The organism is Escherichia sp. KTE114 (genome assembly GCF_000407765.1).
Lineage (GTDB): Bacteria > Pseudomonadota > Gammaproteobacteria > Enterobacterales > Enterobacteriaceae > Escherichia > Escherichia ruysiae.
Map to the genome: position 1 here is coordinate 968231 of NZ_KE136626.1, position 23346 is coordinate 991576.

The 23346-nt window shown below is 51.8% G+C and carries 16 protein-coding genes, 1 rRNA gene and 1 riboswitch; of the genes, 4 read left to right on the top strand and 13 right to left on the bottom strand.

Translation table 11 applies throughout. The features are described 5' to 3' along the window. Positions 1 to 14 precede the first annotated feature (14 nt). The 3 genes from WC5_RS16060 to btuB form a co-directional block, all read right to left on the bottom strand. Positions 15 to 1556, bottom strand: a 16S ribosomal RNA gene (locus WC5_RS16060). Between the two features lie 372 nt (positions 1557 to 1928). Continuing rightward, positions 1929 to 2786, bottom strand: a complete 858-nt coding sequence (gene murI, locus WC5_RS16055; protein ID WP_016231501.1) for a glutamate racemase — start codon at positions 2784 to 2786, stop codon at positions 1929 to 1931. Beyond that, on the bottom strand, positions 2731 to 4575 hold the full coding sequence (btuB, locus tag WC5_RS16050) for a TonB-dependent vitamin B12 receptor BtuB (RefSeq protein WP_010349038.1): 1845 nt from the start codon (positions 4573 to 4575) through the stop codon (positions 2731 to 2733). Before btuB ends, murI begins: the two co-directional genes overlap by 56 nt. 65 nt (positions 4576 to 4640) lie before the next feature. Next, positions 4641 to 4831, bottom strand: a riboswitch (cobalamin riboswitch). 113 nt (positions 4832 to 4944) lie between these two features. On the opposite strand from btuB, the gene trmA reads away from it, so the two are divergent. Further along, positions 4945 to 6045, top strand: coding sequence for a tRNA (uridine(54)-C5)-methyltransferase TrmA (gene trmA, locus WC5_RS16045; protein ID WP_000187031.1), 1101 nt, complete (start codon positions 4945 to 4947; stop codon positions 6043 to 6045). A gap of 39 nt (positions 6046 to 6084) precedes the next feature. On the opposite strand, the gene WC5_RS16040 is transcribed toward trmA, so the two are convergent. From WC5_RS16040 to WC5_RS16025, 4 genes are all read right to left on the bottom strand, one after another. Then, positions 6085 to 6444, bottom strand: coding sequence for a YijD family membrane protein (locus WC5_RS16040; RefSeq protein ID WP_000806411.1), 360 nt, complete (start codon positions 6442 to 6444; stop codon positions 6085 to 6087). After that, positions 6444 to 7094: an HTH-type transcriptional repressor FabR gene (fabR, locus tag WC5_RS16035; RefSeq protein ID WP_001309117.1), complete on the bottom strand. Its 651-nt coding sequence runs from the start codon at positions 7092 to 7094 to the stop codon at positions 6444 to 6446. The genes WC5_RS16040 and fabR overlap by 1 nt, the downstream gene beginning before the upstream one ends. Before the next feature lie 103 nt (positions 7095 to 7197). Then, the gene (locus WC5_RS16030; protein WP_000125447.1) at positions 7198 to 8514 is read right to left on the bottom strand and encodes a citrate-proton symporter; all 1317 of its coding nucleotides are present in this window, start codon (positions 8512 to 8514) and stop codon (positions 7198 to 7200) included. Positions 8515 to 8556: 42 nt separating this feature from the next. Beyond that, positions 8557 to 9723 (bottom strand): M20 aminoacylase family protein, encoded by a 1167-nt coding sequence (locus WC5_RS16025; RefSeq protein WP_000569589.1) that lies wholly within the window; start codon positions 9721 to 9723, stop codon positions 8557 to 8559. A gap of 329 nt (positions 9724 to 10052) precedes the next feature. On the opposite strand from WC5_RS16025, the gene sthA reads away from it, so the two are divergent. Beyond that, entirely contained in the window at positions 10053 to 11453 is a 1401-nt protein-coding gene (sthA, locus tag WC5_RS16020; RefSeq protein ID WP_001120821.1) for a Si-specific NAD(P)(+) transhydrogenase, read from the top strand. On the opposite strand, the gene oxyR is transcribed toward sthA, so the two are convergent. From oxyR to argC, 6 genes are all read right to left on the bottom strand, one after another. Further along, positions 11436 to 12353, bottom strand: a complete 918-nt coding sequence (gene oxyR / locus WC5_RS16015; RefSeq protein ID WP_001025945.1) for a DNA-binding transcriptional regulator OxyR — start codon at positions 12351 to 12353, stop codon at positions 11436 to 11438. The genes sthA and oxyR overlap by 18 nt on opposite strands. Before the next feature lie 251 nt (positions 12354 to 12604). Next, complete coding sequence (locus WC5_RS16010) at positions 12605 to 13888, bottom strand: MFS transporter (RefSeq protein WP_000382175.1); 1284 nt, start codon at positions 13886 to 13888, stop codon at positions 12605 to 12607. A 66-nt stretch (positions 13889 to 13954) separates the two neighbouring features. After that, complete coding sequence (manD, locus tag WC5_RS16005) at positions 13955 to 15169, bottom strand: D-mannonate dehydratase ManD (RefSeq protein WP_000690942.1); 1215 nt, start codon at positions 15167 to 15169, stop codon at positions 13955 to 13957. A 482-nt stretch (positions 15170 to 15651) separates the two neighbouring features. Continuing rightward, a complete protein-coding gene (gene argH / locus WC5_RS16000) occupies positions 15652 to 17025 on the bottom strand; it encodes an argininosuccinate lyase (protein ID WP_001230104.1) in 1374 nt (457 codons plus the stop codon). Between the two features lie 60 nt (positions 17026 to 17085). Next, positions 17086 to 17862 carry an acetylglutamate kinase gene (gene argB, locus WC5_RS15995; protein ID WP_001362445.1) on the bottom strand — a complete coding sequence of 259 codons (777 nt, stop codon included), beginning with the start codon at positions 17860 to 17862 and terminating at the stop codon, positions 17086 to 17088. A 7-nt stretch (positions 17863 to 17869) separates the two neighbouring features. Next, on the bottom strand, positions 17870 to 18874 hold the full coding sequence (argC, locus tag WC5_RS15990; RefSeq protein WP_000935381.1) for an N-acetyl-gamma-glutamyl-phosphate reductase: 1005 nt from the start codon (positions 18872 to 18874) through the stop codon (positions 17870 to 17872). 153 nt (positions 18875 to 19027) lie between these two features. Here argC and argE point away from each other — a divergent pair, with 153 nt between their 5' ends. Together argE and ppc are read left to right on the top strand one after the other, a co-directional pair. Further along, on the top strand, positions 19028 to 20179 hold the full coding sequence (gene argE, locus WC5_RS15985; protein WP_010349050.1) for an acetylornithine deacetylase: 1152 nt from the start codon (positions 19028 to 19030) through the stop codon (positions 20177 to 20179). 350 nt (positions 20180 to 20529) lie between these two features. Continuing rightward, positions 20530 to 23181, top strand: a complete 2652-nt coding sequence (gene ppc, locus WC5_RS15980; RefSeq protein ID WP_001005563.1) for a phosphoenolpyruvate carboxylase — start codon at positions 20530 to 20532, stop codon at positions 23179 to 23181. Positions 23182 to 23346: the final 165 nt, after the last annotated feature.

A 23346-nucleotide genomic window follows, 5' to 3' on the forward strand; every position in this document is an offset into this window, starting at 1 on the left:
ACGCTTCTTTAAGGTAAGGAGGTGATCCAACCGCAGGTTCCCCTACGGTTACCTTGTTACGACTTCACCCCAGTCATGAATCACAAAGTGGTAAGCGCCCTCCCGAAGGTTAAGCTACCTACTTCTTTTGCAACCCACTCCCATGGTGTGACGGGCGGTGTGTACAAGGCCCGGGAACGTATTCACCGTGGCATTCTGATCCACGATTACTAGCGATTCCGACTTCATGGAGTCGAGTTGCAGACTCCAATCCGGACTACGACGCACTTTATGAGGTCCGCTTGCTCTCGCGAGGTCGCTTCTCTTTGTATGCGCCATTGTAGCACGTGTGTAGCCCTGGTCGTAAGGGCCATGATGACTTGACGTCATCCCCACCTTCCTCCAGTTTATCACTGGCAGTCTCCTTTGAGTTCCCGGCCGGACCGCTGGCAACAAAGGATAAGGGTTGCGCTCGTTGCGGGACTTAACCCAACATTTCACAACACGAGCTGACGACAGCCATGCAGCACCTGTCTCACAGTTCCCGAAGGCACATTCTCATCTCTGAAAACTTCTGTGGATGTCAAGACCAGGTAAGGTTCTTCGCGTTGCATCGAATTAAACCACATGCTCCACCGCTTGTGCGGGCCCCCGTCAATTCATTTGAGTTTTAACCTTGCGGCCGTACTCCCCAGGCGGTCGACTTAACGCGTTAGCTCCGGAAGCCACGCCTCAAGGGCACAACCTCCAAGTCGACATCGTTTACGGCGTGGACTACCAGGGTATCTAATCCTGTTTGCTCCCCACGCTTTCGCACCTGAGCGTCAGTCTTCGTCCAGGGGGCCGCCTTCGCCACCGGTATTCCTCCAGATCTCTACGCATTTCACCGCTACACCTGGAATTCTACCCCCCTCTACGAGACTCAAGCCTGCCAGTATCAGATGCAGTTCCCAGGTTGAGCCCGGGGATTTCACATCTGACTTAACAGACCGCCTGCGTGCGCTTTACGCCCAGTAATTCCGATTAACGCTTGCACCCTCCGTATTACCGCGGCTGCTGGCACGGAGTTAGCCGGTGCTTCTTCTGCGGGTAACGTCAATGAGCAAAGGTATTAACTTTACTCCCTTCCTCCCCGCTGAAAGTACTTTACAACCCGAAGGCCTTCTTCATACACGCGGCATGGCTGCATCAGGCTTGCGCCCATTGTGCAATATTCCCCACTGCTGCCTCCCGTAGGAGTCTGGACCGTGTCTCAGTTCCAGTGTGGCTGGTCATCCTCTCAGACCAGCTAGGGATCGTCGCCTAGGTGAGCCGTTACCCCACCTACTAGCTAATCCCATCTGGGCACATCCGATGGCAAGAGGCCCGAAGGTCCCCCTCTTTGGTCTTGCGACGTTATGCGGTATTAGCTACCGTTTCCAATAGTTATCCCCCTCCATCGGGCAGTTTCCCAGACATTACTCCCCCGTCCGCCACTCGTCAGCGAATCAGCAAGCTGATCCCTGTTACCGTTCGACTTGCATGTGTTAGGCCTGCCGCCAGCGTTCAATCTGAGCCATGATCAAACTCTTCAATTTAAAAGTTTGATGCTCAAAGAATTAAACTTCGTAATGAATTACGTGTTCACTCTTGAGACTTGGTATTCATTTATCGTCCGAGGACGTTAAGAATCCGTATCTTCGAGTGCCCACACAGATTGTCTGATAAATTGTTAAAGAGCAGTGCCGCTTCGCTTTTTCTCAGCGGCGCGGGGTGTGCATAATACGCTTTCCCGCTACAGAGTCAAGCATTTTTTTGCTTTTCTCTGCCGGAATTCTCAGGAGAATCCCGCTGACCCGGCGGCTTGTCTGCCGTTGTTCCGTGTCAGTGGTGGCGCATTATAGGGAGTTATTCCGGCCTGACAAGAGGAAATTTAAAATAAATTTCCAACCGCGCAAGTTTCAACCAAATCAGTCTAAAACTGCCAATTTTTCGAGCGTTTTGAAGCCATAACGCTGTAAAACGGGCAATAATTGTTCTGCTTCTGGCGTCATTGCCATACAAAAGGCAACATTCGCATCGGCAGATTTTGCTTCCGGGGCTTCATGTTCTAACAACCAGGCCGTTCGGCGCGCAATTGCTGCGCCAGAATCTACCAGCCGGGTTCCCTCTGGCAGCACCTGTAACAGTTCATCTTGTAATAGAGGGAAATGAGTACAACCCAGAACCACGGTATCTGGTGGCTCTTTCATTCTTAACCATGGGCGCAAGATACGCTTTAGCGCATCCAGAGAAATTTCTTCGCCATGCAGCTTCGCTTCAGCCAGTTCAACCATTTCTGCCGAGCCCAGCATCTCTATCTGGCATTCATTAGCGAAACGCGCAATCAGCTCATGGGTATAAGAACGTTTCACCGTACCGCGTGTTGCCAGCAATCCAACAATACCATTAGCGGTCAAACGCGCTGCGGGTTTAATCGCCGGCACGACGCCGACAACCGGGAAAGCGAACTTTTCGCGCAAAGCAGGAAGTGAAACGGTGCTGGCGGTGTTGCAGGCCACCACAGCCAGCGCAAGGGGATAACGCTCTTGCACCGCAGTGACAATTTCCACTACGCGCTCAACAATAAACTCTTCGCTTTTTTCGCCATATGGGAAAGCGACATTATCGAAAGCATAAATGTAATGGAGATCCGGTAAGAGACGCCGGATCTCGTCATAGACCGACAGCCCACCGACGCCGGAGTCAAACACCAGCACGGTGGGACGTGGTTCAGAAGGTGTAGCTGCCAGACAAGGTGTATTCCCGTCCTGCAGTTTGGTAGCCATAGACTGTCTCGTAATCTTTGTCGAACAAGTTGGCTATTTTACCACGAACAGTCAGATGAGAGGTGACCGGATACGCAACCGCAAGATCCCACAAGCTCACACCGCCCATTTTAACGGTTTGATAAGGATAAGATGAGTAATCCTTATCATAGCGAGTGCCTAAATACTGATAAGTAATACCCCAGTCGAAGTCATACAGTTGCCAGTCGAGCTGATATTTCACCTGCTGTTTAGCGCGACGTAGCAACGGCGTGTCGGTAATCGCGTTACGCGCATCGACATAATCATAACTCACCGTATGCGTCAGCGGTCCGGTATCAAAATTGGCGGTCGCCTCGACGCCCTTAATCCGCGCTTTCCCTTCGTTGTAGTATTTCAGGGTGTGATCATCATAATCGATCAAGTCACTAACATCGTTACGATATCCGGAAATACGCCAGTTCACTCCAGCAGTTAAGCCTTCAAACGCCCCTTCCCACTGTTTGCTTTTCTCAGGATTTAGATCCGGATTACCGTAGAAGCCGTAGAGTTGCCCAAGATTAGGTGCCTTGTACGACGTGCCATAAGAAGCGATAAAACGATAACCTTCGATGAATTCCCAACCGGCACTCGTTTGCCAGGTTCCATGACGACCAAACTGTGAGTTATCGTCGCTGCGTGCAGCACCTTCAAAGGTAAAATCGCCGACTTGTTGCAATCCGGTCAGATAGAGACCGGTGTTACGTTGATCATACCCATCCTCAACATAACCAGTACCTGGCGTCGTAGTCTGTTTCTGCCAGTCAACGCCCGCGCCAATATTACCGTGGCCAACGGTAACGTTATTTGCCCACTGGACGGTATATTGCTTCATTTCATCAAGCGTTGCGGACGAATCATAACGACCATAATGCGGATCGTAGTTGTAATCTTTGCTGTGGCTGTAACTGGTAATCAGTTGTGATTTAATCAGCTCGCCGTTATAGCGCAGCCCGGCATCCCAGCTTTGGCTATAGAGTTTGCGAGTATCGAGCAGCGGCGAGCCTGGAGAATAATACGCGTCATAATTAGTACGATTATCATAGCCATAGCCGCGCACAAAGCCGCTCCACACATCGGTAAAGTTATGCTCCAGCGTTCCATAAAGCGTTTTACTTAAGAAACCATCGTTATCTGGCTGCGCTTGCGTTCCGGTATTGCCATAGGCAACAACATCATAACCGTGGGTATGGGCATAATCACCTAATAGCGTTACCCGTGTCTTATCCCCCAACTGCTGTTGCGTAGAGACATCGTAGTTCTGATAACTATTGCTTCCCCATCCTGCTGAAATTTCCGTTCCGGGTTCATCGCGTGTCGTGATGATATTCACCACTCCGCCTATTGCATCGGAACCATAAACGGCGGATCGCGGCCCACGGATATATTCAACACGCTGGACAAGCGCAATAGGGAACTGGCTAAGGTCAGCAGAACCACTCACCCCTGCCAGATTCAGGCGTACACCATCAATTAACACCAACACATGACTGGCGTTAGTGCCGCGAATAAAAATAGATGAGAGCTGACCTGAACCGCCGTTTTGGGTGATATCCACGCCCGGGAGACGGCGCAGCACATCATTGACTGAGGTCGATTGCCAGCGGTCGATATCCTGACGCGTCACAACGGTAGTGGGAGCAAGCACAGTGCTGCGCGGCTGTTCAAAACGGTTAGCAGTAACGACGAGAGTATCCGGGCTGGTATCCTGTGCCCAAGCGGAAAAGGCTGTGACAGAACACGCCGTCAGCAGCGAAGCTTTTTTAATCATTGTAAAGCATCCACAATAGAAGAAGGATGCCGCAGGTTTCATCAATATTACGCGATGATGAGAACCAGATGCGACGTTAGCCGGCAGGTCTTCGGGCTTGGAGGGGTATCTGAAGATACAAAGAGATGATGACTTCCCACCGGATGGCAGTGTCCGCATTACGCAATCATCGCACCTTTCCTTACCGCTGCGCGTCAGCTCCAGATTCGCACTGGATTCCCTATTAACTCACAGGACCGGCGAGAGGATGCTACAGGTTGTAACAAGTTGCTGTCCAGACGTAGCTCACAAATAGGAATACATCAAGATCTGGACATCTGATGAGCAATCCCTACAATCGCCGCGTACATTTCATTTTCAGGATACATCATGACCCCCGAACACCTTCCAACAGAACAGTATGAAGCGCAGTTAGCCGAAAAAGTGGTACGTTTGCAAAGTATGATGGCGCCGTTTTCTGACCTGGTTCCGGAAGTGTTTCGCTCGCCGGTCAGCCATTACCGGATGCGTGCAGAGTTCCGCATCTGGCACGATGGCGATGACCTGTACCACATCATTTTCGATCAGCAAACCAAAAGCCGCATCCGCGTGGATAGCTTCCCCGCCGCCAGTGAGCTTATCAACCAGTTGATGACGGCAATGATTGCGGGTGTGCGCAATAATCCTGTTCTACGCCATAAGCTGTTCCAGATTGATTATCTCACCACGATGAGTAATCAGGCGGTGGTTTCCCTGCTGTACCATAAAAAGCTGGATGACGAATGGCGCCAGCAGGCAGAAGCCCTGCGCGATGCACTGCGAGCGCAGAACCTGAATGTGCATCTGATTGGTCGGGCAACGAAAACCAAAATCGAGCTGGATCAAGATTACATCGACGAACGTCTGCCGGTCGCAGGGAAAGAGATGATCTACCGTCAGGTGGAGAACAGTTTCACTCAGCCGAACGCGGCGATGAACATTCAGATGCTGGAATGGGCGCTGGACGTAACCAAAGGCTCAAAAGGCGATTTACTGGAACTGTACTGCGGCAACGGTAATTTTTCATTAGCTCTGGCGCGCAATTTTGATCGAGTATTAGCCACCGAAATCGCTAAGCCGTCGGTCGCTGCTGCGCAATACAACATTGCCGCTAACCATATTGATAACGTACAAATTATTCGTATGGCAGCGGAAGAATTTACCCAGGCAATGAATGGTGTGCGCGAATTTAACCGTTTACAGGGTATCGATTTAAAGAGTTATCAGTGCGAAACCATTTTTGTCGACCCGCCGCGCAGCGGTCTGGACAGTGAAACCGAGAAAATGGTGCAGACGTATCCGCGTATTTTGTACATTTCCTGCAACCCGGAAACGTTATGTAAGAATCTGGAAACATTAAGCCAGACGCACAAAGTTGAACGTCTGGCTCTGTTTGATCAGTTCCCCTACACGCACCATATGGAGTGCGGCGTGTTACTGACGGCGAAGTAAAACCCATGCCGGATGCGCCAGCATCCGGCATCTTACCGATTACTCAGCAACTTCCTGCTTACGGTTACGCATCTTCGCGCCAATCCAGAACACCATAATGACCGACAACACTGCCGGGAAGAAGTTAGAACCGATATCCGGATATTCCGCACGAACCACGGTGCTGTACAGCAGAACGCCGAGAATAAAACAGGCGGCAGCCAGCCCCGGCAAGCCTACTGGCATAGTACGATTAAGATAACGTTGATGCAGGCAGTAAACTGTCAGCACCAGGGAAATAATCGGGAATACAGAAAATGGCACAATGGAGCTAAACAGCGCCGCAAAAGTACCATTGATCGATAAGCCTGCAACCAGCGCCAGCAGCAGCGTACCTCTATCTTGATTTGCTTGTTTCATTACTCGTCCTTCACATTTCCCGGAATAATTGCGGTTTTTTCTTGTTCACGGCGATACCAGTAATAAGCCCCTTTCGAAATCATTCGCAGTTGCAGTACCAGTCGCTCTTCTAATTGCCGACGTTGTTCGACGCCGACGTCCAACGCCTCAGCACCCGCACTGAAGACAATCGTCACCATTGCTTCGGCTTGCGCTTCAGTAAACGCACGAGGCATATGGTTTTCGAGTTCCAGATAGTCCGCAAGTTCCGCAATGAAGTGCTGAATTTCACGCGCAACAGCGGCACGAAACGCAGCAGAAGTGCCGGAGCGTTCCCGCAATAATAACCGGAAGGCGTTAGGATTATTACCGATGAACTCCATAAATGTGGAGACCGAGGTGCGGATCACACTCCCGCCTTTGGCAATACGCTGACGCGCCTGGCGCATGAGTTGGCGCAGCATCAAACCGCTCTCATCAACCATGGTCAGACCAAGTTCGTCTACGTCGCGGAAATGCCGGTAAAAAGAGGTGGGAGCAATGCCCGCTTCTCGCGCCACTTCACGCAAACTCAGGCTGGCGAAGCTGCGTTCAGCACTTAATTGGCTAAATGCGGCTTCCACCAGCGAACGGCGGGTTTTTTCTTTTTGTTGCGCTCTTACGCCCATCACAATGTCTGAATCCTTGCCAAAAGTACTGCTGGCACTATACCAGAGAATGAACATACTGGATTGCTCCAGTGTTGTGAATGAACGGTAAGGCAATAAAACATATTTACTGAAGCTCTTTGGCTGGTTCTTTCACAAACAACAACGCCAGCATCGACAGCAACGTGCCTCCGCCCAGATACCACGCCGGAGCCGTCAGGCTATCCAGTAACACGATAGATTGCGTGGCGAAATATTGTGCAAAACCACCGAAAATTGCCACACCAATGCTATAAACCAGCGCGAAGCCCAATGCCCGAATCCGTTTCGGCAATAGTTCGGAAATCAACAACATTACCGGCACACCACCAAGCGTGGTAAAGCTGACCATCACGAAAACCACCGTCAGCAACATGCCAGGGCTTGGGTAATTCACCAACAGCCAGAACGAAGGCCAGCTACAGAGAAGCACCATCACACGGGAGATTAAAATCAGCTTTTTACGCCCGACCGAATCACACAGCATCCCCACCAGCAGCGCACCCACAAACGTAATAACGCCCGCCAGTAACATCGCTGCATGAGAATAATGTTGAGGCATCGCCAGATACTTCGCCGCCCAGGTGCCGTAATAAAAGAGGGAGATATAGGTTGCGACCGTGCTACCAATAGCGAGTAAAACGCCGTTAACGATAGTCGCCTTATGTTGCAGGAGCAGAGAGAACGCGCTTTCGCTGGTAGCAGCTTTTTTATTGCGCACTGGCTCAGGTACGTCATTTTCCAGGTTCAGACGCAACCAGCAACCGATAGGTGCTAATAACACGCCAATAAAAAACGGCACTCGCCAGCCCCACTCCGCCATTACGGTCTCTGAACCTGTGGCAAACGGCAACCATGCACTCAAACCTAAAGCGACGATACCACCAAAGGTCGTTGCCAGCCCCTGAGTCGCCAGCGACCAGCTACTGTAAAAGCCGCGACGATTTGCCGGCGCAGACTCAACCAGCAAAGACATTGAGGCGCCGACTTCACCACCTGCCGCAACGCCCTGGATCAGACGCGCCAGCACCAGCGTTGCCGTTCCCCAATAGCCCGCCGTCGCATATGTCGGCGCGATGCCGATCATCAACGTACCGAGGCTCATCAGGGCAATAGTGAACACCATCGCCGGTTTACGCCCGAAACGATCGGCCCAGGCGCCAACGATAATCCCACCGAGCGGGCGCATAAAAAAGCTCACGCCAAAAGTCGCAAATGCCAGTAACAGCGCGACGTTATGATCGGCACTGGGAGGAAAGAAAAGTGTACTGATATAGACCACAAAAAAGTTGTAAACGCCAAAATCAAAAAATTCGAGCGCATTGCCAAACGCCGAAGCAAAAATCACCCGCTTACCGCTGGGCTTTTTCTTTACGCCCACCGATTCATTTACGATCGCCGTCATTCCATGTTCCTTGCCAGAATGTGTTGTTGTGTGTTGTTTTATTTATTGCAACCAGGCTTCCACCAGCGCGCCCCAGTAGCTACTTGCCGGCACCAGACTTGCATCGTTGAAGTCGTATCCGGGGTTATGCACCATGCAGGAACCTTCCCCGACATCACCATTACCGAACAACAGGAAAGCGCCTTTTGGCTGGGCTTCCAGCATGAAAGAGAAGTCTTCACTGCCCATCAGAGGCTTGATGCCAAACTCCGCCCTGTCTTCACCAAACGTTTCGCAGGCCACCTGGCAGGCAAATCTCGCCATCGCCTCATCATTCACTAACACCGGAGTGCCGTTAACATGCATCACATCAGCCGTAGCGCCAAAGCTAACGGCCTGGGCTTGTGCCAGAGCAGGAATACGGGTCAGAAGAAGTTGCCGGGTTTCACGGCTAAGCGAGCGGACGCTGATTTTCATCTCAGCACTATCTGGAATGACGTTAGCAGCCTCACCCGCAACAATGCTGCCAACGGTAATGACTGCTGCTTCCAGCGGATCGACATTGCGCGACACAATACTTTGTAATGCGGTGGTGATATGTGCCGCGACCAGCACCGGGTCGATGGCTTTGTGGGGGATCGCACCGTGTCCACCACAACCACGAACCGTAATGTGGAACTGATCCATTGACGCCATCAGCGCCCCGGGCTGGAAGTAAAACTTGCCAACCGGCAGACCCGGCATGTTGTGCATACCGAAAATCACATCGCAGGGGAAACGGTCAAAAAGACCTTCTTTAACCATAATCTCACCGCCGTTGATCATCTCTTCGGCTGGCTGGAAGATGAGACGTAACGTGCCGTTAAAACGGCGGGTTTCGGTAAAATAACGCGCGGCCCCCAGCAGTATGGTGGTATGCCCGTCATGCCCGCAGGCGTGCATTAAACCAGGTTGTTTGCTGGACCAGGGCTTGCCGCTATTTTCATAAATCGGTAACGCATCCATATCCGCCCGCAAACCAATACTTTTCTCTCCGTCGCCCACTTTTAAGGTGGCAACCACGCCGGTCGTCGCCAGCCCTTGCTCTACCTCATAGCCCCACTGTCGCAGCTTTTCTGCTACCAACGCGCTGGTTTGAAACTCCTGTAACCCCAGCTCCGGGTTTTCATGGATCCGATGGCGAATCTCGCGCAGTTCTTCCTCAAACCCACGAATATAGTGTTCGATCATCTGCTATTCCCTTATTTATAGATAAACAGGCTAATTGACGGATTTTATTGATGGTATAAATACAAATGCGCCATCAATATAAAATATTTATATATTTGTTTTATAAGAAAATTTCACAAAGACAATAACAAAAAAGAACACTTCATCAAGATAAAACTGCCAGTCACAAGAAAAAGCGATTAATAGTGAATAAATAAAATAAGAAGGAGGAAGACAAAGCAAAGGCCGCTCACGATATAGCCAGATAAATGACGGGGATCAATTGGCTTACCCGCGATAAAATGTTACCATTCTGTTGCTTTTATGTATAAGAACAGGTAAGCCCTACCATGCCACATTCCTACGATTACGATGCCATAGTAATAGGTTCCGGCCCCGGCGGCGAAGGCGCTGCAATGGGTCTGGTTAAGCAAGGTGCGCGCGTCGCAGTTATCGAGCGTTATCAAAATGTTGGCGGCGGTTGCACCCACTGGGGCACCATCCCGTCGAAAGCTCTCCGTCACGCCGTCAGCCGCATTATAGAATTCAATCAAAACCCACTTTACAGCGACCATTCGCGACTGCTCCGCTCTTCTTTTGCCGATATCCTTAACCATGCCGATAACGTGATTAATCAACAAACACGTATGCGTCAGGGATTTTACGAACGTAATCACTGCGAAATATTGCAGGGGAACGCCCGCTTTGTTGACGAGCACACGCTGGCGCTGGATTGCCCGGACGGCACGGTCGAAACGCTGACCGCAGAAAAATTTGTTATTGCCTGCGGTTCTCGCCCATATCATCCAGCAGACGTTGATTTTACCCATCCGCGCATTTACGACAGCGACTCAATTCTTAGCATGCATCACGAACCGCGCCACGTGCTTATTTACGGTGCTGGAGTGATCGGCTGTGAATACGCATCGATCTTCCGTGGAATGGATGTGAAAGTGGATCTGATCAACACCCGCGATCGTTTGTTGGCTTTTCTTGATCAAGAGATGTCAGATTCTCTCTCGTACCACTTCTGGAACAGCGGTGTGGTCATTCGTCACAACGAAGAGTACGAGAAGATTGAAGGTTGCGACGACGGCGTAATCATGCACCTGAAGTCAGGCAAGAAACTGAAAGCAGACTGTCTGCTCTATGCCAACGGCCGCACCGGTAATACCGATTCGCTGGCACTGCATAATATTGGTCTGGAAACTGACAGTCGCGGACAGCTTAAGGTCAACAGCATGTATCAAACCGCGCAGCCGCATGTTTACGCGGTGGGCGACGTGATTGGTTATCCAAGCCTGGCTTCGGCGGCCTACGACCAGGGGCGCATCGCCGCACAGGCGCTGGTAAAAGGTGAAGCCACCGCGCATCTGATTGAAGATATCCCTACCGGCATCTACACCATCCCGGAAATCAGCTCAGTCGGTAAAACCGAACAGCAGCTGACCGCGATGAAAGTGCCGTATGAAGTGGGTCGCGCCCAGTTCAAACATCTGGCGCGAGCGCAAATCGTTGGTATGAACGTGGGTACGCTGAAAATCTTGTTCCATCGGGAAACAAAAGAGATTCTGGGGATCCATTGCTTTGGCGAGCGCGCTGCCGAAATTATTCATATCGGTCAGGCGATTATGGAACAGAAAGGTGGCGGCAACACCATTGAGTACTTCGTTAACACCACCTTTAACTACCCGACGATGGCGGAAGCCTATCGGGTAGCGGCACTAAACGGCTTAAACCGCCTGTTTTAACGCTTTATCGAAATGGCCATCCATTTTTGCGCGGATGGCCTCTGCCAGCTGTTCATAACGACTACGCAGCGGTGAGCCAGGACGATAAACCAGACCAATAGTGCGACGCGGTTCAGGTTTAATGCACGGCAGATAGACAATGCCGTCGCGTTTACGCTCCGGCGGCACTGCCAGCGCAGGCAGCAAGGTGATGCCGCTACCTGCCGCCACCATATTACGCAGCGTTTCCAGGCTGGTCGCACGGAAATGTGTATCTTCATCCGCCCCCGCTTCAAAGCAGAAGCCCATCGCCTGATCGCGCAGACAGTGACCATCTTCCAGCATCAGCAGTTTTTCCCCTGCCAGATCGGCCATTGGTACACATTCGCGGTTGGCCCACGGATGATCTTCGTAGATTGCCAGCAGCATTGGCTCATCAAACAACGGCACTTCAATGAATGCTTCGCTCTCTTTTACCAGCGCGAGGATCACGCAGTCGAGTTTGCCACTGTCCAGCTGCGTCAGTAACTGGTGGGTCTGCGCTTCATGCAGATACATTTCCAGCTTCGGGAAAGTCTGGTGCAGCATCGGGATAATATGCGGTAGCAGGTAAGGCCCGACCGTAGGAATCAAACCAATGTGCAGCGGCCCGGACATGGTCTCGCCCTGCTGGCTTGCCATCTCTTTAAGGACTTTCACCTCGCGCAGCACGGTACGCGCCTGATCCACCAGCAGCATTCCCGCCTGGGTGAATAACACTTTACGGCTGGTCCGCTCCAGCAACATCACACCCAGCTCATCTTCCAGCTTACGAATTTGCCCGCTAAGCGTCGGTTGGCTAACGTGGCAGGAATCTGCCGCTCGCCGAAAATGGCGGTGTTCGGCCAGTGCCACCAGGTACTCAAGATCACGAATATTCATTATCCATCCTCCATCGCCACGATAGTTCATGGCGATAGGTAGCATAGCAACGAACGATTATCCCTATCAAGCATTCTGACTGATAATTGCTCACAGAAACGGAGCGGCACCTCTTTAACCCTTGAAGTCACTGCCCGTTTCGAGAGTTTCTCAACTCGAATAACTAAAGCCAACGTGAACTTTTGCGGATCTCCAGGATCCGCTTTTTTTTATTTATTCCGACCCTCCAGCGGAGGGCCAGGCTGCCAGACTTACTCAATGCGATCTTTGACGATAAAGAAGTAACACAGCGCGCCGGTGAAGGTCACACAGGCTGCGATAACCAGCGCCAGATTAAATGAGTGCGTGGTATCCACCACCCAGCCGGTCACTATCGGGGCAAAGGAAGCAAAGACAAAACTACCAAAGTTTTGAATCCCTGCGATGGAAGCCACTTTTGTTTCTGACACCATTACCTGCACCAGTCCCCATGCGGATGTTCCCGCGAAATGCACACAGAACAGCGCCATTGAGATAAACGCCACCGCTTGTGCAGGCGAGGAAGATTGCACTACCAGCAACGTTCCTAATGCCGACATAATTAAACCGCAAACAATAGCCGTTTTACGCGTCTTCGCCAGGTCGTAGCCTTTTTTCGCCAGTCGATCGACAACAATACCGTTAACCCACATCCCGACCGCCGCCGCGAGGAAAGGAATCGCCGCTACCCAGCCCGTTTTCGCCAGACTGAAACCTTGCTCAGCCTGCAAATAGCCGGGTAACCACGCGATGTAGAGCCAACCGGTATAGTTAACGCCAGAGAAACCTAAAATCATCCCCCAGGTTGTCCGGTGCTTAAACAGCGCCAGCCACTCGCTAAATTGCAGCTGTGGACGCGGTTTAACCGGTGCGGAGAGATACGTCCGTTCTTCGTCGGTCAGGACAAACTGCGCCCGATTGCGATACCACGCGTACCAGCAGATCCCAACCAGAATTCCCGCTACGCCGATGATAACGAACATCGCCCGCCAGCCCCATGCCAGTTGCATCAATACAAGAGCAGGAGGCGCGATGGCCTGGCCGATAACGGTCGATGAGTTAAAAATCCCCAGCGCCGTGCCGCGTTCTTTTTGCGCATACCAGTCGGTAATAGATTTCACTCCCGCAGGCATAAACGGCGCTTCGCCAATACCCAATCCAATACGCATTAAAATAAAGTGGCTAAAAGAATTAACCATTCCTGTTAATGCCTGCATTAATGACCAGAATATTAAGCCTGCGCCCAAGACTATTCGTGGACCAAAGCGGTCTAGCAAAATACCGGAAGGAAGTTGTGAAAAACCATAAGACAGAGAAAATGCAGAAAGCAAAACGCCAAATTCTGTCGCCGATAATCCTAACTCGCCACGAATTGCTTCTCCTGCCACACTCAACGACGAACGGTCGAGAAAATTAACGATCCCCGCCATAAATAATAAAACCAACGTCACTGTCTGAATACGACGAATCCGTTGCGGTTTATTACCCGCAACACTGGTTGACACATCAACGTCCATTTTTAGCTCCTTGAGCGGAATTAATCGATTTGATGATTATTCAGAAAATAATTAAGCGAACCGTTATTACCAGTTCCACAATGTGCCATCTTCCAGTCGTGCGACGGGGAGATACGCCGGGTCATACGGATATTTCGCCGCCAGTTTCTCATCGAAAGAAATACCCAGCCCAGGCGCGTCGCCCGGGTGCATATACCCCTCCTCGAAGCGCCAGCTATGCGGGAAGACTTCAAGCATTTGTTCGGAATAGCCCATGTACTCCTGAACGCCGAAGTTTGGCACCCAGAGGTCAAAATGCAGCGCCGCCGCATGGCAAATGGGCGATAAATCAGAAGGACCGTGCGAACCGGTACGTACCTGATAAAGCGATGCGAAATCAGCAATCCGCCGCATTCCGGTAATGCCGCCTGCATGGGTAATCGTCGTGCGAATATAGTCAATTAACTGCTCTTCGATTAACTGCTTGCAGTCCCAGATACTGTTAAACACTTCACCGACCGCAATCGGCGTCACGGTATGCTGGCGAATCAAACGGAAACATTCCTGATTCTCGGCAGGCGTTGGATCTTCCATCCAGAACAGGCGGTAATCCTCAATGCTCTTTCCAAAACGCGCCGCTTCGATGGGGGTAAGGCGATGGTGCATGTCATGCAACAGATGTTCGTTAAAACCGAACTTATTGCGCACCGCCTCGAATAACTTCGGCGTGAAATCGAGATATTTTTCCGTCGACCACAACTGCTCTTCCGGCCACTGACCTTTGGTTGCCGGTTCGTACGCCAGCCCTTTGCCCTTCGCCAGGCCATAGGTGGTTTGCATCCCAGGCACACCGCACTGCACACGAATCGCCTTAAAGCCCATCTGCTGATGCTTCGCATAGTCCTCAAGGACTTCATCAATCGTGCGCCCGGTGGTATGGCAATAAACCATCACGCCCTCACGAGAAGCACCGCCAAGCAATTGATACAGCGGCATATTGGCTGCTTTCGCTTTGATATCCCACAACGCCATATCAATGGCAGAAATGGCCGACATCGTGACGGGGCCACGTCGCCAGTAAGCGCCTTTATAAAAGAATTGCCAGATATCTTCGATACGGCTGGCATCGCGGCCAATTAATTGTGGGCAAAGATGATCTTTCAGATAAGAAGCGACCGACAATTCGCGACCATTTAACGTGGCATCTCCCAGCCCACAAAGTCCGCTTTCAGTGGTTATTTTAAGCGTAACGAAATTACGCCCAGGGCAAGTAACAAAAACGTCCGCAGCAATAATTTTCATTATTGCAATCTCCTGTGTTGTAAATAGACGCTTCAAACTTAATTTTGCGCCTACTACCATACAAGAAAGAAAGGGTGATTATTCAACCGTGATCACATTAAAAATAAAAATTTCCGCCGAGGAGCAAAAATATCCTCAAATTTGACCTACACTATTAATCATCATCGTTAAAACAACGTGTTAAATAATCACATAATAAATACCATCAATCTTAAAAACAAACACAACAATAGAAATTAATTATATTCAATTAATTAAACTGTGTATCGTCTGGTATATTTAAAAATGATTTTTATAGGGAGAGTAAAGCAAGAATAAAAAGGCATGTAACAAATAATGGTTCTGGTTGGGCGTTAAATTTAAGGTCAACAGAATACTGCCTGATGCGACGCTGTCGCGTCTTATCATGCCTACAAAGTGCAACACTACGTAGACATGATAAACAAAGCGCATCAGGCAAACGCCCCATTCTCAGGGGAGCGTTACCCTAACCGAGCCTTTGCAAAAGCAATCGCCTGTGCCACCTGCTGCGGTGAAACACCGCCTTTTGCCGCACGCTTGTCGAGGCACGATTGCAGCGACAGAATCGGATAGACATCTTCACCAATCACCTGGCTGAATTTCTGCAACTCGGCGAGCGGCAGATCTTCCAGCGGTTTGCCCTGACGAATGGCTTCCACCACCGCCTCACCCACGATATGGTGCGCCTCGCGGAACGGCACGCCTTTCGCCACCAGGTAATCCGCCAGTTCAGTGGCGTTCGCGTAACCCTGCTGCGCCGCTTCCTGGCAACGCGGGCGTTTCACCTGAATACCGTCCAGCACCAGCGCCGCCATATGCAGGCAGTCCAGCCAGGTGTCGAGCGCGTCGAACAGACCTTCTTTGTCTTCCTGCATATCTTTGTTGTAAGCCAGCGGCAAACCTTTCAGCGTCATCATCATGCCGGTTAACGCGCCCTGCACCCGACCGCATTTACCGCGAATCAGCTCCAGCGCATCCGGATTTTTCTTCTGCGGCATTAATGATGAACCGGAAGTCACGCGGTCAGAAAGCTCCACAAATCCCGCTTCGCCGGTGTTAAAGAAAATCAGATCTTCGGCAAAACGCGACAGATGCACCATGCCGATGGCGGCAGCAGAAAGCAGCTCCAGCACATGATCACGGTCAGAAACGCTGTCCAGACTGTTACGTGTCGCCGAGGCAAAGCCCAGCCAGCCTGCTAACTGTTCACGATCGATTTCATAGGCCGTTCCCGCCAGTGCGCCACAGCCTAACGGGCTGACATCCAGACGCTTAAGCGCATCCTGCAAACGACTTTCATCACGCGCCAGCATCTCAACATAGGCCAGGCACCAGTGCGCGAAAGTTACCGGCTGGGCGCGTTGCAGGTGCGTGTAACCCGGCATTACCGCATCCTGATTGTTTTGCGCGGTTTCCACCAGCGCCGATTGCAGCTGCCGGTTAGCCGTCAGCAACTCGCCAACGGTATCTTTGCACCACAACTTCAGATCGGTTGCTACCTGATCATTACGGCTACGCCCGGTATGCAGTTTTTTGCCTAACTGACCCACTTTGTCGATCAGTTTACCTTCCACCCAGCTATGGATATCTTCGGCGTCGCTTTCAAGGATTTGTTGTGGCCTGGCGCGAACCTCTTCCAGCAGCACGTTCAGCGCCTCTTCCAGTTGCGCCTGCTCTTCTGCGGTCAACACGCCTACCGTTACCAGGGCTTTGGACCAGGCCACAGAGCCAACAATATCCTGCTCCGCCAGACGGTAATCAAAGCGCAGTGAGTCGTTGAATTGTTTGAACCGTTGATCTGCTGCCTGGGTAAAACGCCCGCCCCAAAGTGCCATAACTCTGTTTCCTTATTTTGAAATTCAATGCCGGAAAGCTACGCCTCCGGCTAACAAAACTTAAGCTAAAATCCGCGTACCCATCGGCATACCGTTAAACAGTGCCGGAAGCTGTTCCGCATGACGCCAGGAGGCGATATCTACCGGACGGCCGAGCGTGCGCGCAGCATCCAGCGCCGCGTTCACTTTCACTATCATGCCGTCAGTAATAATGCCTTGCTCAATCAATTGTTCTGCTTTCGCGGCGGTCATTTCGGCAATACGTTGCCCTTTGCCGTCGAGAATGCCGCTGACGTCGGAAAGCAAAATCAGATCCGCGCCCAGCGTTGCCGCCAGCGCCGTCGCCGCCTGGTCAGCATTGACGTTCATCAGTTGCCCTTCGTCCGTTACGCCAATGGAGCTAACCACCGGGAGATAACCGTTTTCCAGCAACGTATTGATAAGCTTAGGCGAACCTGGCTGCGCCAGTCCAACATGACCTAACTCTTCATCAAGCTGGGTCACTTTGACGCTGTCGCCGTCACCAAGAAACAAACCTACGGCAGCAATCTGATGTTTCTTCGCCCACGCCAGCAGGGTTTTATTTGCCGTTCCCGCCAGCGCCCCGGTGATAATGTCTATCTGATCCGCAGGCGTCACCCGCAGGCCGTTTTTCTTTTTCACCGGCAGATTCAGCCCTTTCATCAGCTCATCCACCACGCAGCCGCCGCCGTGGACAATCACCAGCGGACGCTGATGTGACTCACGATAATTCACCAGTGCGCTAAACAGACGTTCCAGCGCCTCTTCACTATCCAGCAATACGCCGCCCAGTTTTATAATTAATGGATTCATGATTGCACCCTTAAATAAGAGACTGCGTTTGGGCATAGCCAAAACGAATATTGGCGCACTGTACCGCTTGTGCCGCCGCACCTTTCAATAAATTGTCTTCGGTCGCCACAATAATCAGATGCTCGCCCTGAACGGCAAACCCGATATCGCAGAACGGCAGCCCGACGACGTTTTTTAGCGCCGGAACGCCTTTGTCATACAGACGCACCAGCGGTTGATGGGCATACGCCCGCTGTAACGCTTGCGCCACTTGCGCCTGGTGCACGCCAGGCTTCAGGCGGCAAGTAATGGTTTCGAGAATGCCGCGCGGGAAATTGCCCAGATGCGGGGTGAAGATAACGTCAGCACCGAGATGCGTGGCGATCTCCGGCTGGTGGCGATGGGTAAAGACACCATACGGTTGCAGGCTAACTTCACAAAAGCTATTTGAAATCGCTGCCTTACGTCCCGCTCCGCTCACACCGCTGGTGGCGTTAATCACCGGCCACTGACTGAGGTCGAGAAGATCGGCATCAATCAACGGTTTCAGCGCCAGTTGTGCCGCCGTCGGATAACAGCCCGGCACCGCAATCAAGTTCGCTTCTTTTAATTTATTGCCGCACCACTCCGCCAGACCATAAGCGGCCTGTTCCAGCAGTTCCGGGTATTGATGGGTAAAGCCGTAATATTTTTCATAGAAGGCGACGTCGTTAACACGAAACGCGCCGGAAAGGTCGAACACCACGCAGCCCGCTTCAAGAAATTGCGGTGCTAAATCGTGGCTGACTTCATGGGCGGTGGCGAGAAACACCACGTCCACCCCTGGGCTAAACTCGCTGATATCCGACATCGGCTGCAACGGCAGATCAACGATGCCTTTTAGCTGCGGATGCAAATCGGAGATTAACTTTCCCGCATCATTGCTTTGCGCTGAAACAGTCAAAGCGGTTATGTTCATATGCGGATGGCGATTTACATAGGTCACTAGCTCTGCGCCAGCGTAGCCGCTGGCACCCACAATCAGCGTATTCAACATCGGGGCTATTCACCTTCTTATGTCTGGTTGCCAGGTTAAACGTAAAACATTCACCTTACGGCTGGTGGGTTTTATTACGCTCAACGTTAGTGTATTTTTATTCACAATTACTGCATGAATATTGATACTATCATGACCAGAGGTGTGTCAACAATGAAAAACAAATTACCGCCATTTATCGAGATTTACCGTGCTCTGATTGCCACACCTTCAATAAGCGCCACGGAAGAGGCGCTCGATCAAAGCAATGCAGATTTAATCACTCTGCTGGCGGGCTGGTTTAAAGATTTGGGCTTCAATGTGGAAGTGCAGCCTGTGCCAGGAACTCGCAACAAATTTAATATGCTGGCCAGTTGCGGACAGGGTGTTGGCGGCTTGCTGCTGGCGGGTCATACCGATACGGTGCCGTTTGATGATGGTCGCTGGACGCGCGATCCGTTTACGCTGACAGAGCATGACGGCAAGCTTTACGGCTTAGGCACCGCCGACATGAAAGGCTTCTTTGCGTTTATCCTCGATGCGCTACGCGATGTCGACGTCACGAAGCTGGCAAAACCGCTCTACATTCTGGCGACTGCCGATGAAGAAACCAGTATGGCAGGTGCGCGTTATTTTGCCGAAACCACCGCCCTGCGCCCGGATTGCGCCATCATTGGCGAACCGACGTCGCTACAACCGGTACGCGCGCATAAAGGCCACATCTCTAACGCCATTCGCATTCTGGGTCAGTCGGGGCATTCCAGCGATCCGTCGCGCGGAGTTAACGCTATCGAACTAATGCACGACGCCATCGGTCATATTTTGCAATTGCGCGATAACCTGAAAGAACGTTATCACTACGAAGCGTTTACCGTGCCATATCCCACGCTCAACCTTGGGCATATTCACGGCGGCGACGCCTCTAACCGTATTTGCGCTTGCTGCGAGTTGCATATGGATATTCGTCCGTTGCCTGGCATGACGCTCAATGAACTTAATGGTTTACTCAACGACGCGCTGGCTCCGGTGAGCGAACGCTGGCCGGGTCGTCTGACGGTCGAAGAGCTGCATCCGCCGATCCCTGGTTACGAGTGCCCGCCGAATCATCAACTGGTTGAAGTGGTTGAGAAATTACTCGGTGCAAAGACCGAAGTGGTGAACTACTGTACCGAAGCACCGTTTATTCAGACGTTATGCCCGACGCTGGTGTTGGGTCCAGGCTCAATTAATCAGGCCCATCAGCCTGATGAATATCTGGAGACACGGTTTATCAAGCCCACCCGCAAACTGATCACCCAGGTCATTCACCATTTCTGCTGGCATTAAAACGTAGTCCGGATAAGGCGCTCGCGCCGCATCCGGCACTGTTACCAAACTCCAGTGCCACAATAATGTCGGATGCGATGCTTGCGCATCTTATCCGACCTACACCTTTGGTGTTATGTATGGTGATTTTTTAACATTCCCATAAGTTACGCTTATTTAAATCATCGTGAATTTAATGGCGTAAATTCCTGCTAGTTATTCGTTTGCTGAAGCGATTTCGCAGCATTTGACGTCACCGCTTTTACGTGGCTTTATAAAAGACGACGAAAAGCAAAGCCCGAGCATATTCGCGCCAATGCGACGTGAAGGATACCGGGCTTCAAACAATAAGATGGGGTGTCTGGGGTTATATGAACGAACAATATTCCGCATTGCGTAGTAATGTCAGTATGCTCGGCAAAGTGCTGGGAGAAACCATCAAGGATGCGTTAGGAGAACACATTCTTGAACGCGTAGAAACTATCCGTAAGTTGTCCAAATCTTCACGCGCTGGCAATGATGCTAACCGCCAGGAGTTGCTCACCACCTTACAAAATTTGTCGAACGACGAGCTGCTGCCCGTTGCGCGTGCGTTTAGTCAGTTCCTGAACCTGGCCAACACCGCCGAGCAATACCACAGCATTTCACCGAAAGGCGAGGCAGCCAGCAACCCGGAAGTGATCGCCCGCACCCTGCGTAAACTGAAAAACCAGCCGGAACTGAGCGAAGACACCATCAAAAAAGCGGTGGAATCACTGTCGCTGGAACTGGTTCTCACTGCGCACCCAACCGAAATTACCCGCCGTACACTGATCCACAAAATGGTGGAAGTGAACGCGTGCTTAAAACAGCTCGACAACAAAGATATCGCTGACTACGAACACAACCAACTGATGCGCCGCCTGCGCCAGTTGATCGCCCAGTCATGGCATACCGATGAAATCCGTAAGCTGCGCCCAAGCCCGATAGATGAAGCCAAATGGGGCTTTGCCGTAGTAGAAAACAGCCTGTGGCAAGGCGTACCAAATTACCTGCGCGAACTAAACGAACAACTGGAAGAGAATCTCGGCTACAAACTGCCCGTCGAATTTGTTCCGGTGCGTTTTACCTCGTGGATGGGCGGCGACCGCGACGGCAACCCGAACGTCACCGCAGACATTACCCGTCACGTACTTCTGCTCAGCCGCTGGAAAGCCACCGACCTGTTCCTGAAAGATATTCAGGTGCTGGTTTCTGAACTGTCGATGGTTGAAGCAACCCCTGAACTGCTGGCGCTGGTCGGCGAAGAAGGTGCCGCAGAACCGTATCGCTATCTGATGAAAAACCTGCGTTCCCGCCTGATGGCAACCCAGGCATGGCTGGAAGCGCGCCTGAAAGGTGAAGAACTACCGAAGCCGGAAGGTCTGCTGACGCAGAACGAAGAACTGTGGGAGCCGCTCTACGCTTGCTACCAGTCCCTGCAAGCGTGTGGTATGGGCATTATCGCCAACGGCGATCTGCTCGATACTCTGCGCCGCGTGAAATGTTTCGGTGTACCACTGGTGCGTATTGATATCCGTCAGGAGAGCACCCGTCATACTGAAGCACTGGGTGAATTGACCCGCTACCTCGGCATCGGCGACTACGAAAGCTGGTCAGAGGCCGACAAACAGGCGTTCCTGATCCGCGAACTGAACTCCAAACGTCCGCTTCTGCCACGCAACTGGCAACCGAGCGCCGAAACGCGCGAAGTGCTTGATACCTGTCAGGTGATTGCCGAAGCACCGCAAGGTTCAATTGCCGCCTACGTGATCTCAATGGCGAAAACGCCGTCTGACGTACTGGCTGTCCACCTGCTGTTGAAAGAAGCGGGTATCGGGTTTGCAATGCCGGTGGCTCCGTTGTTTGAAACTCTCGATGACCTGAACAACGCTAACGATGTCATGACCCAGTTGCTGAATATCGACTGGTATCGCGGCCTGATTCAGGGCAAACAGATGGTGATGATTGGCTATTCCGACTCGGCAAAAGATGCGGGCGTGATGGCGGCTTCCTGGGCGCAATATCAGGCACAGGATGCGTTAATCAAAACCTGCGAAAAAGCAGGTATTGAACTGACGCTGTTCCACGGTCGCGGTGGTTCTATTGGTCGCGGCGGCGCACCGGCTCATGCGGCGCTGCTATCGCAACCGCCAGGAAGCCTGAAAGGCGGCCTGCGCGTGACCGAACAGGGCGAGATGATCCGCTTTAAGTACGGTCTGCCGGAAATCACGGTCAGCAGCCTGTCGCTGTACACCGGGGCGATTCTGGAAGCCAACCTGCTGCCACCGCCAGAGCCGAAAGAGAGCTGGCGTCACATTATGGATGAACTGTCAGTCATCTCCTGCGATCTCTACCGTGGTTATGTGCGTGAAAACAAAGACTTTGTTCCATACTTCCGCTCCGCCACGCCAGAACAGGAACTGGGCAAACTGCCGTTGGGTTCACGTCCGGCAAAACGTCGCCCGACCGGCGGCGTCGAGTCACTGCGCGCCATTCCGTGGATCTTCGCCTGGACGCAAAACCGCCTGATGCTCCCAGCCTGGCTGGGCGCGGGTACTGCGCTGCAAAAAGTGGTCGAAGATGGCAAACAGAGCGAGCTGGAAGCCATGTGCCGCGACTGGCCGTTCTTCTCAACGCGTCTGGGAATGCTGGAAATGGTCTTCGCCAAAGCAGACCTGTGGCTGGCGGAATACTATGACCAACGCCTGGTCGACAAAGAGCTGTGGCCGTTAGGTAAAGAATTACGCAATCTGCAAGAAGAAGACATCAAAGTGGTGCTGGCAATTGCCAACGATTCCCATCTGATGGCCGATCTACCGTGGATTGCCGAGTCTATTCAGCTACGAAATATATACACTGACCCGCTGAACGTACTGCAGGCAGAGTTGCTGCACCGCTCCCGCCAGGCAGAAAAAGAAGGCCAGGAGCCGGATCCCCGTGTCGAACAAGCGTTGATGGTCACTATTGCCGGAATTGCAGCAGGTATGCGTAATACCGGCTAACCCCCATCCTCTATCAACCCTCGTGCAATAGCGCGAGGGTTTTCTGAAATACTTCTGTTCTAACACCTTCGTTTTCAATATATTTCTGTCTGCATTTCACCCAGATTCTGGATATCCCTTCAGATATCCTTAAGGTTTTGTCCTTACATTCGGCGCTATTATCCA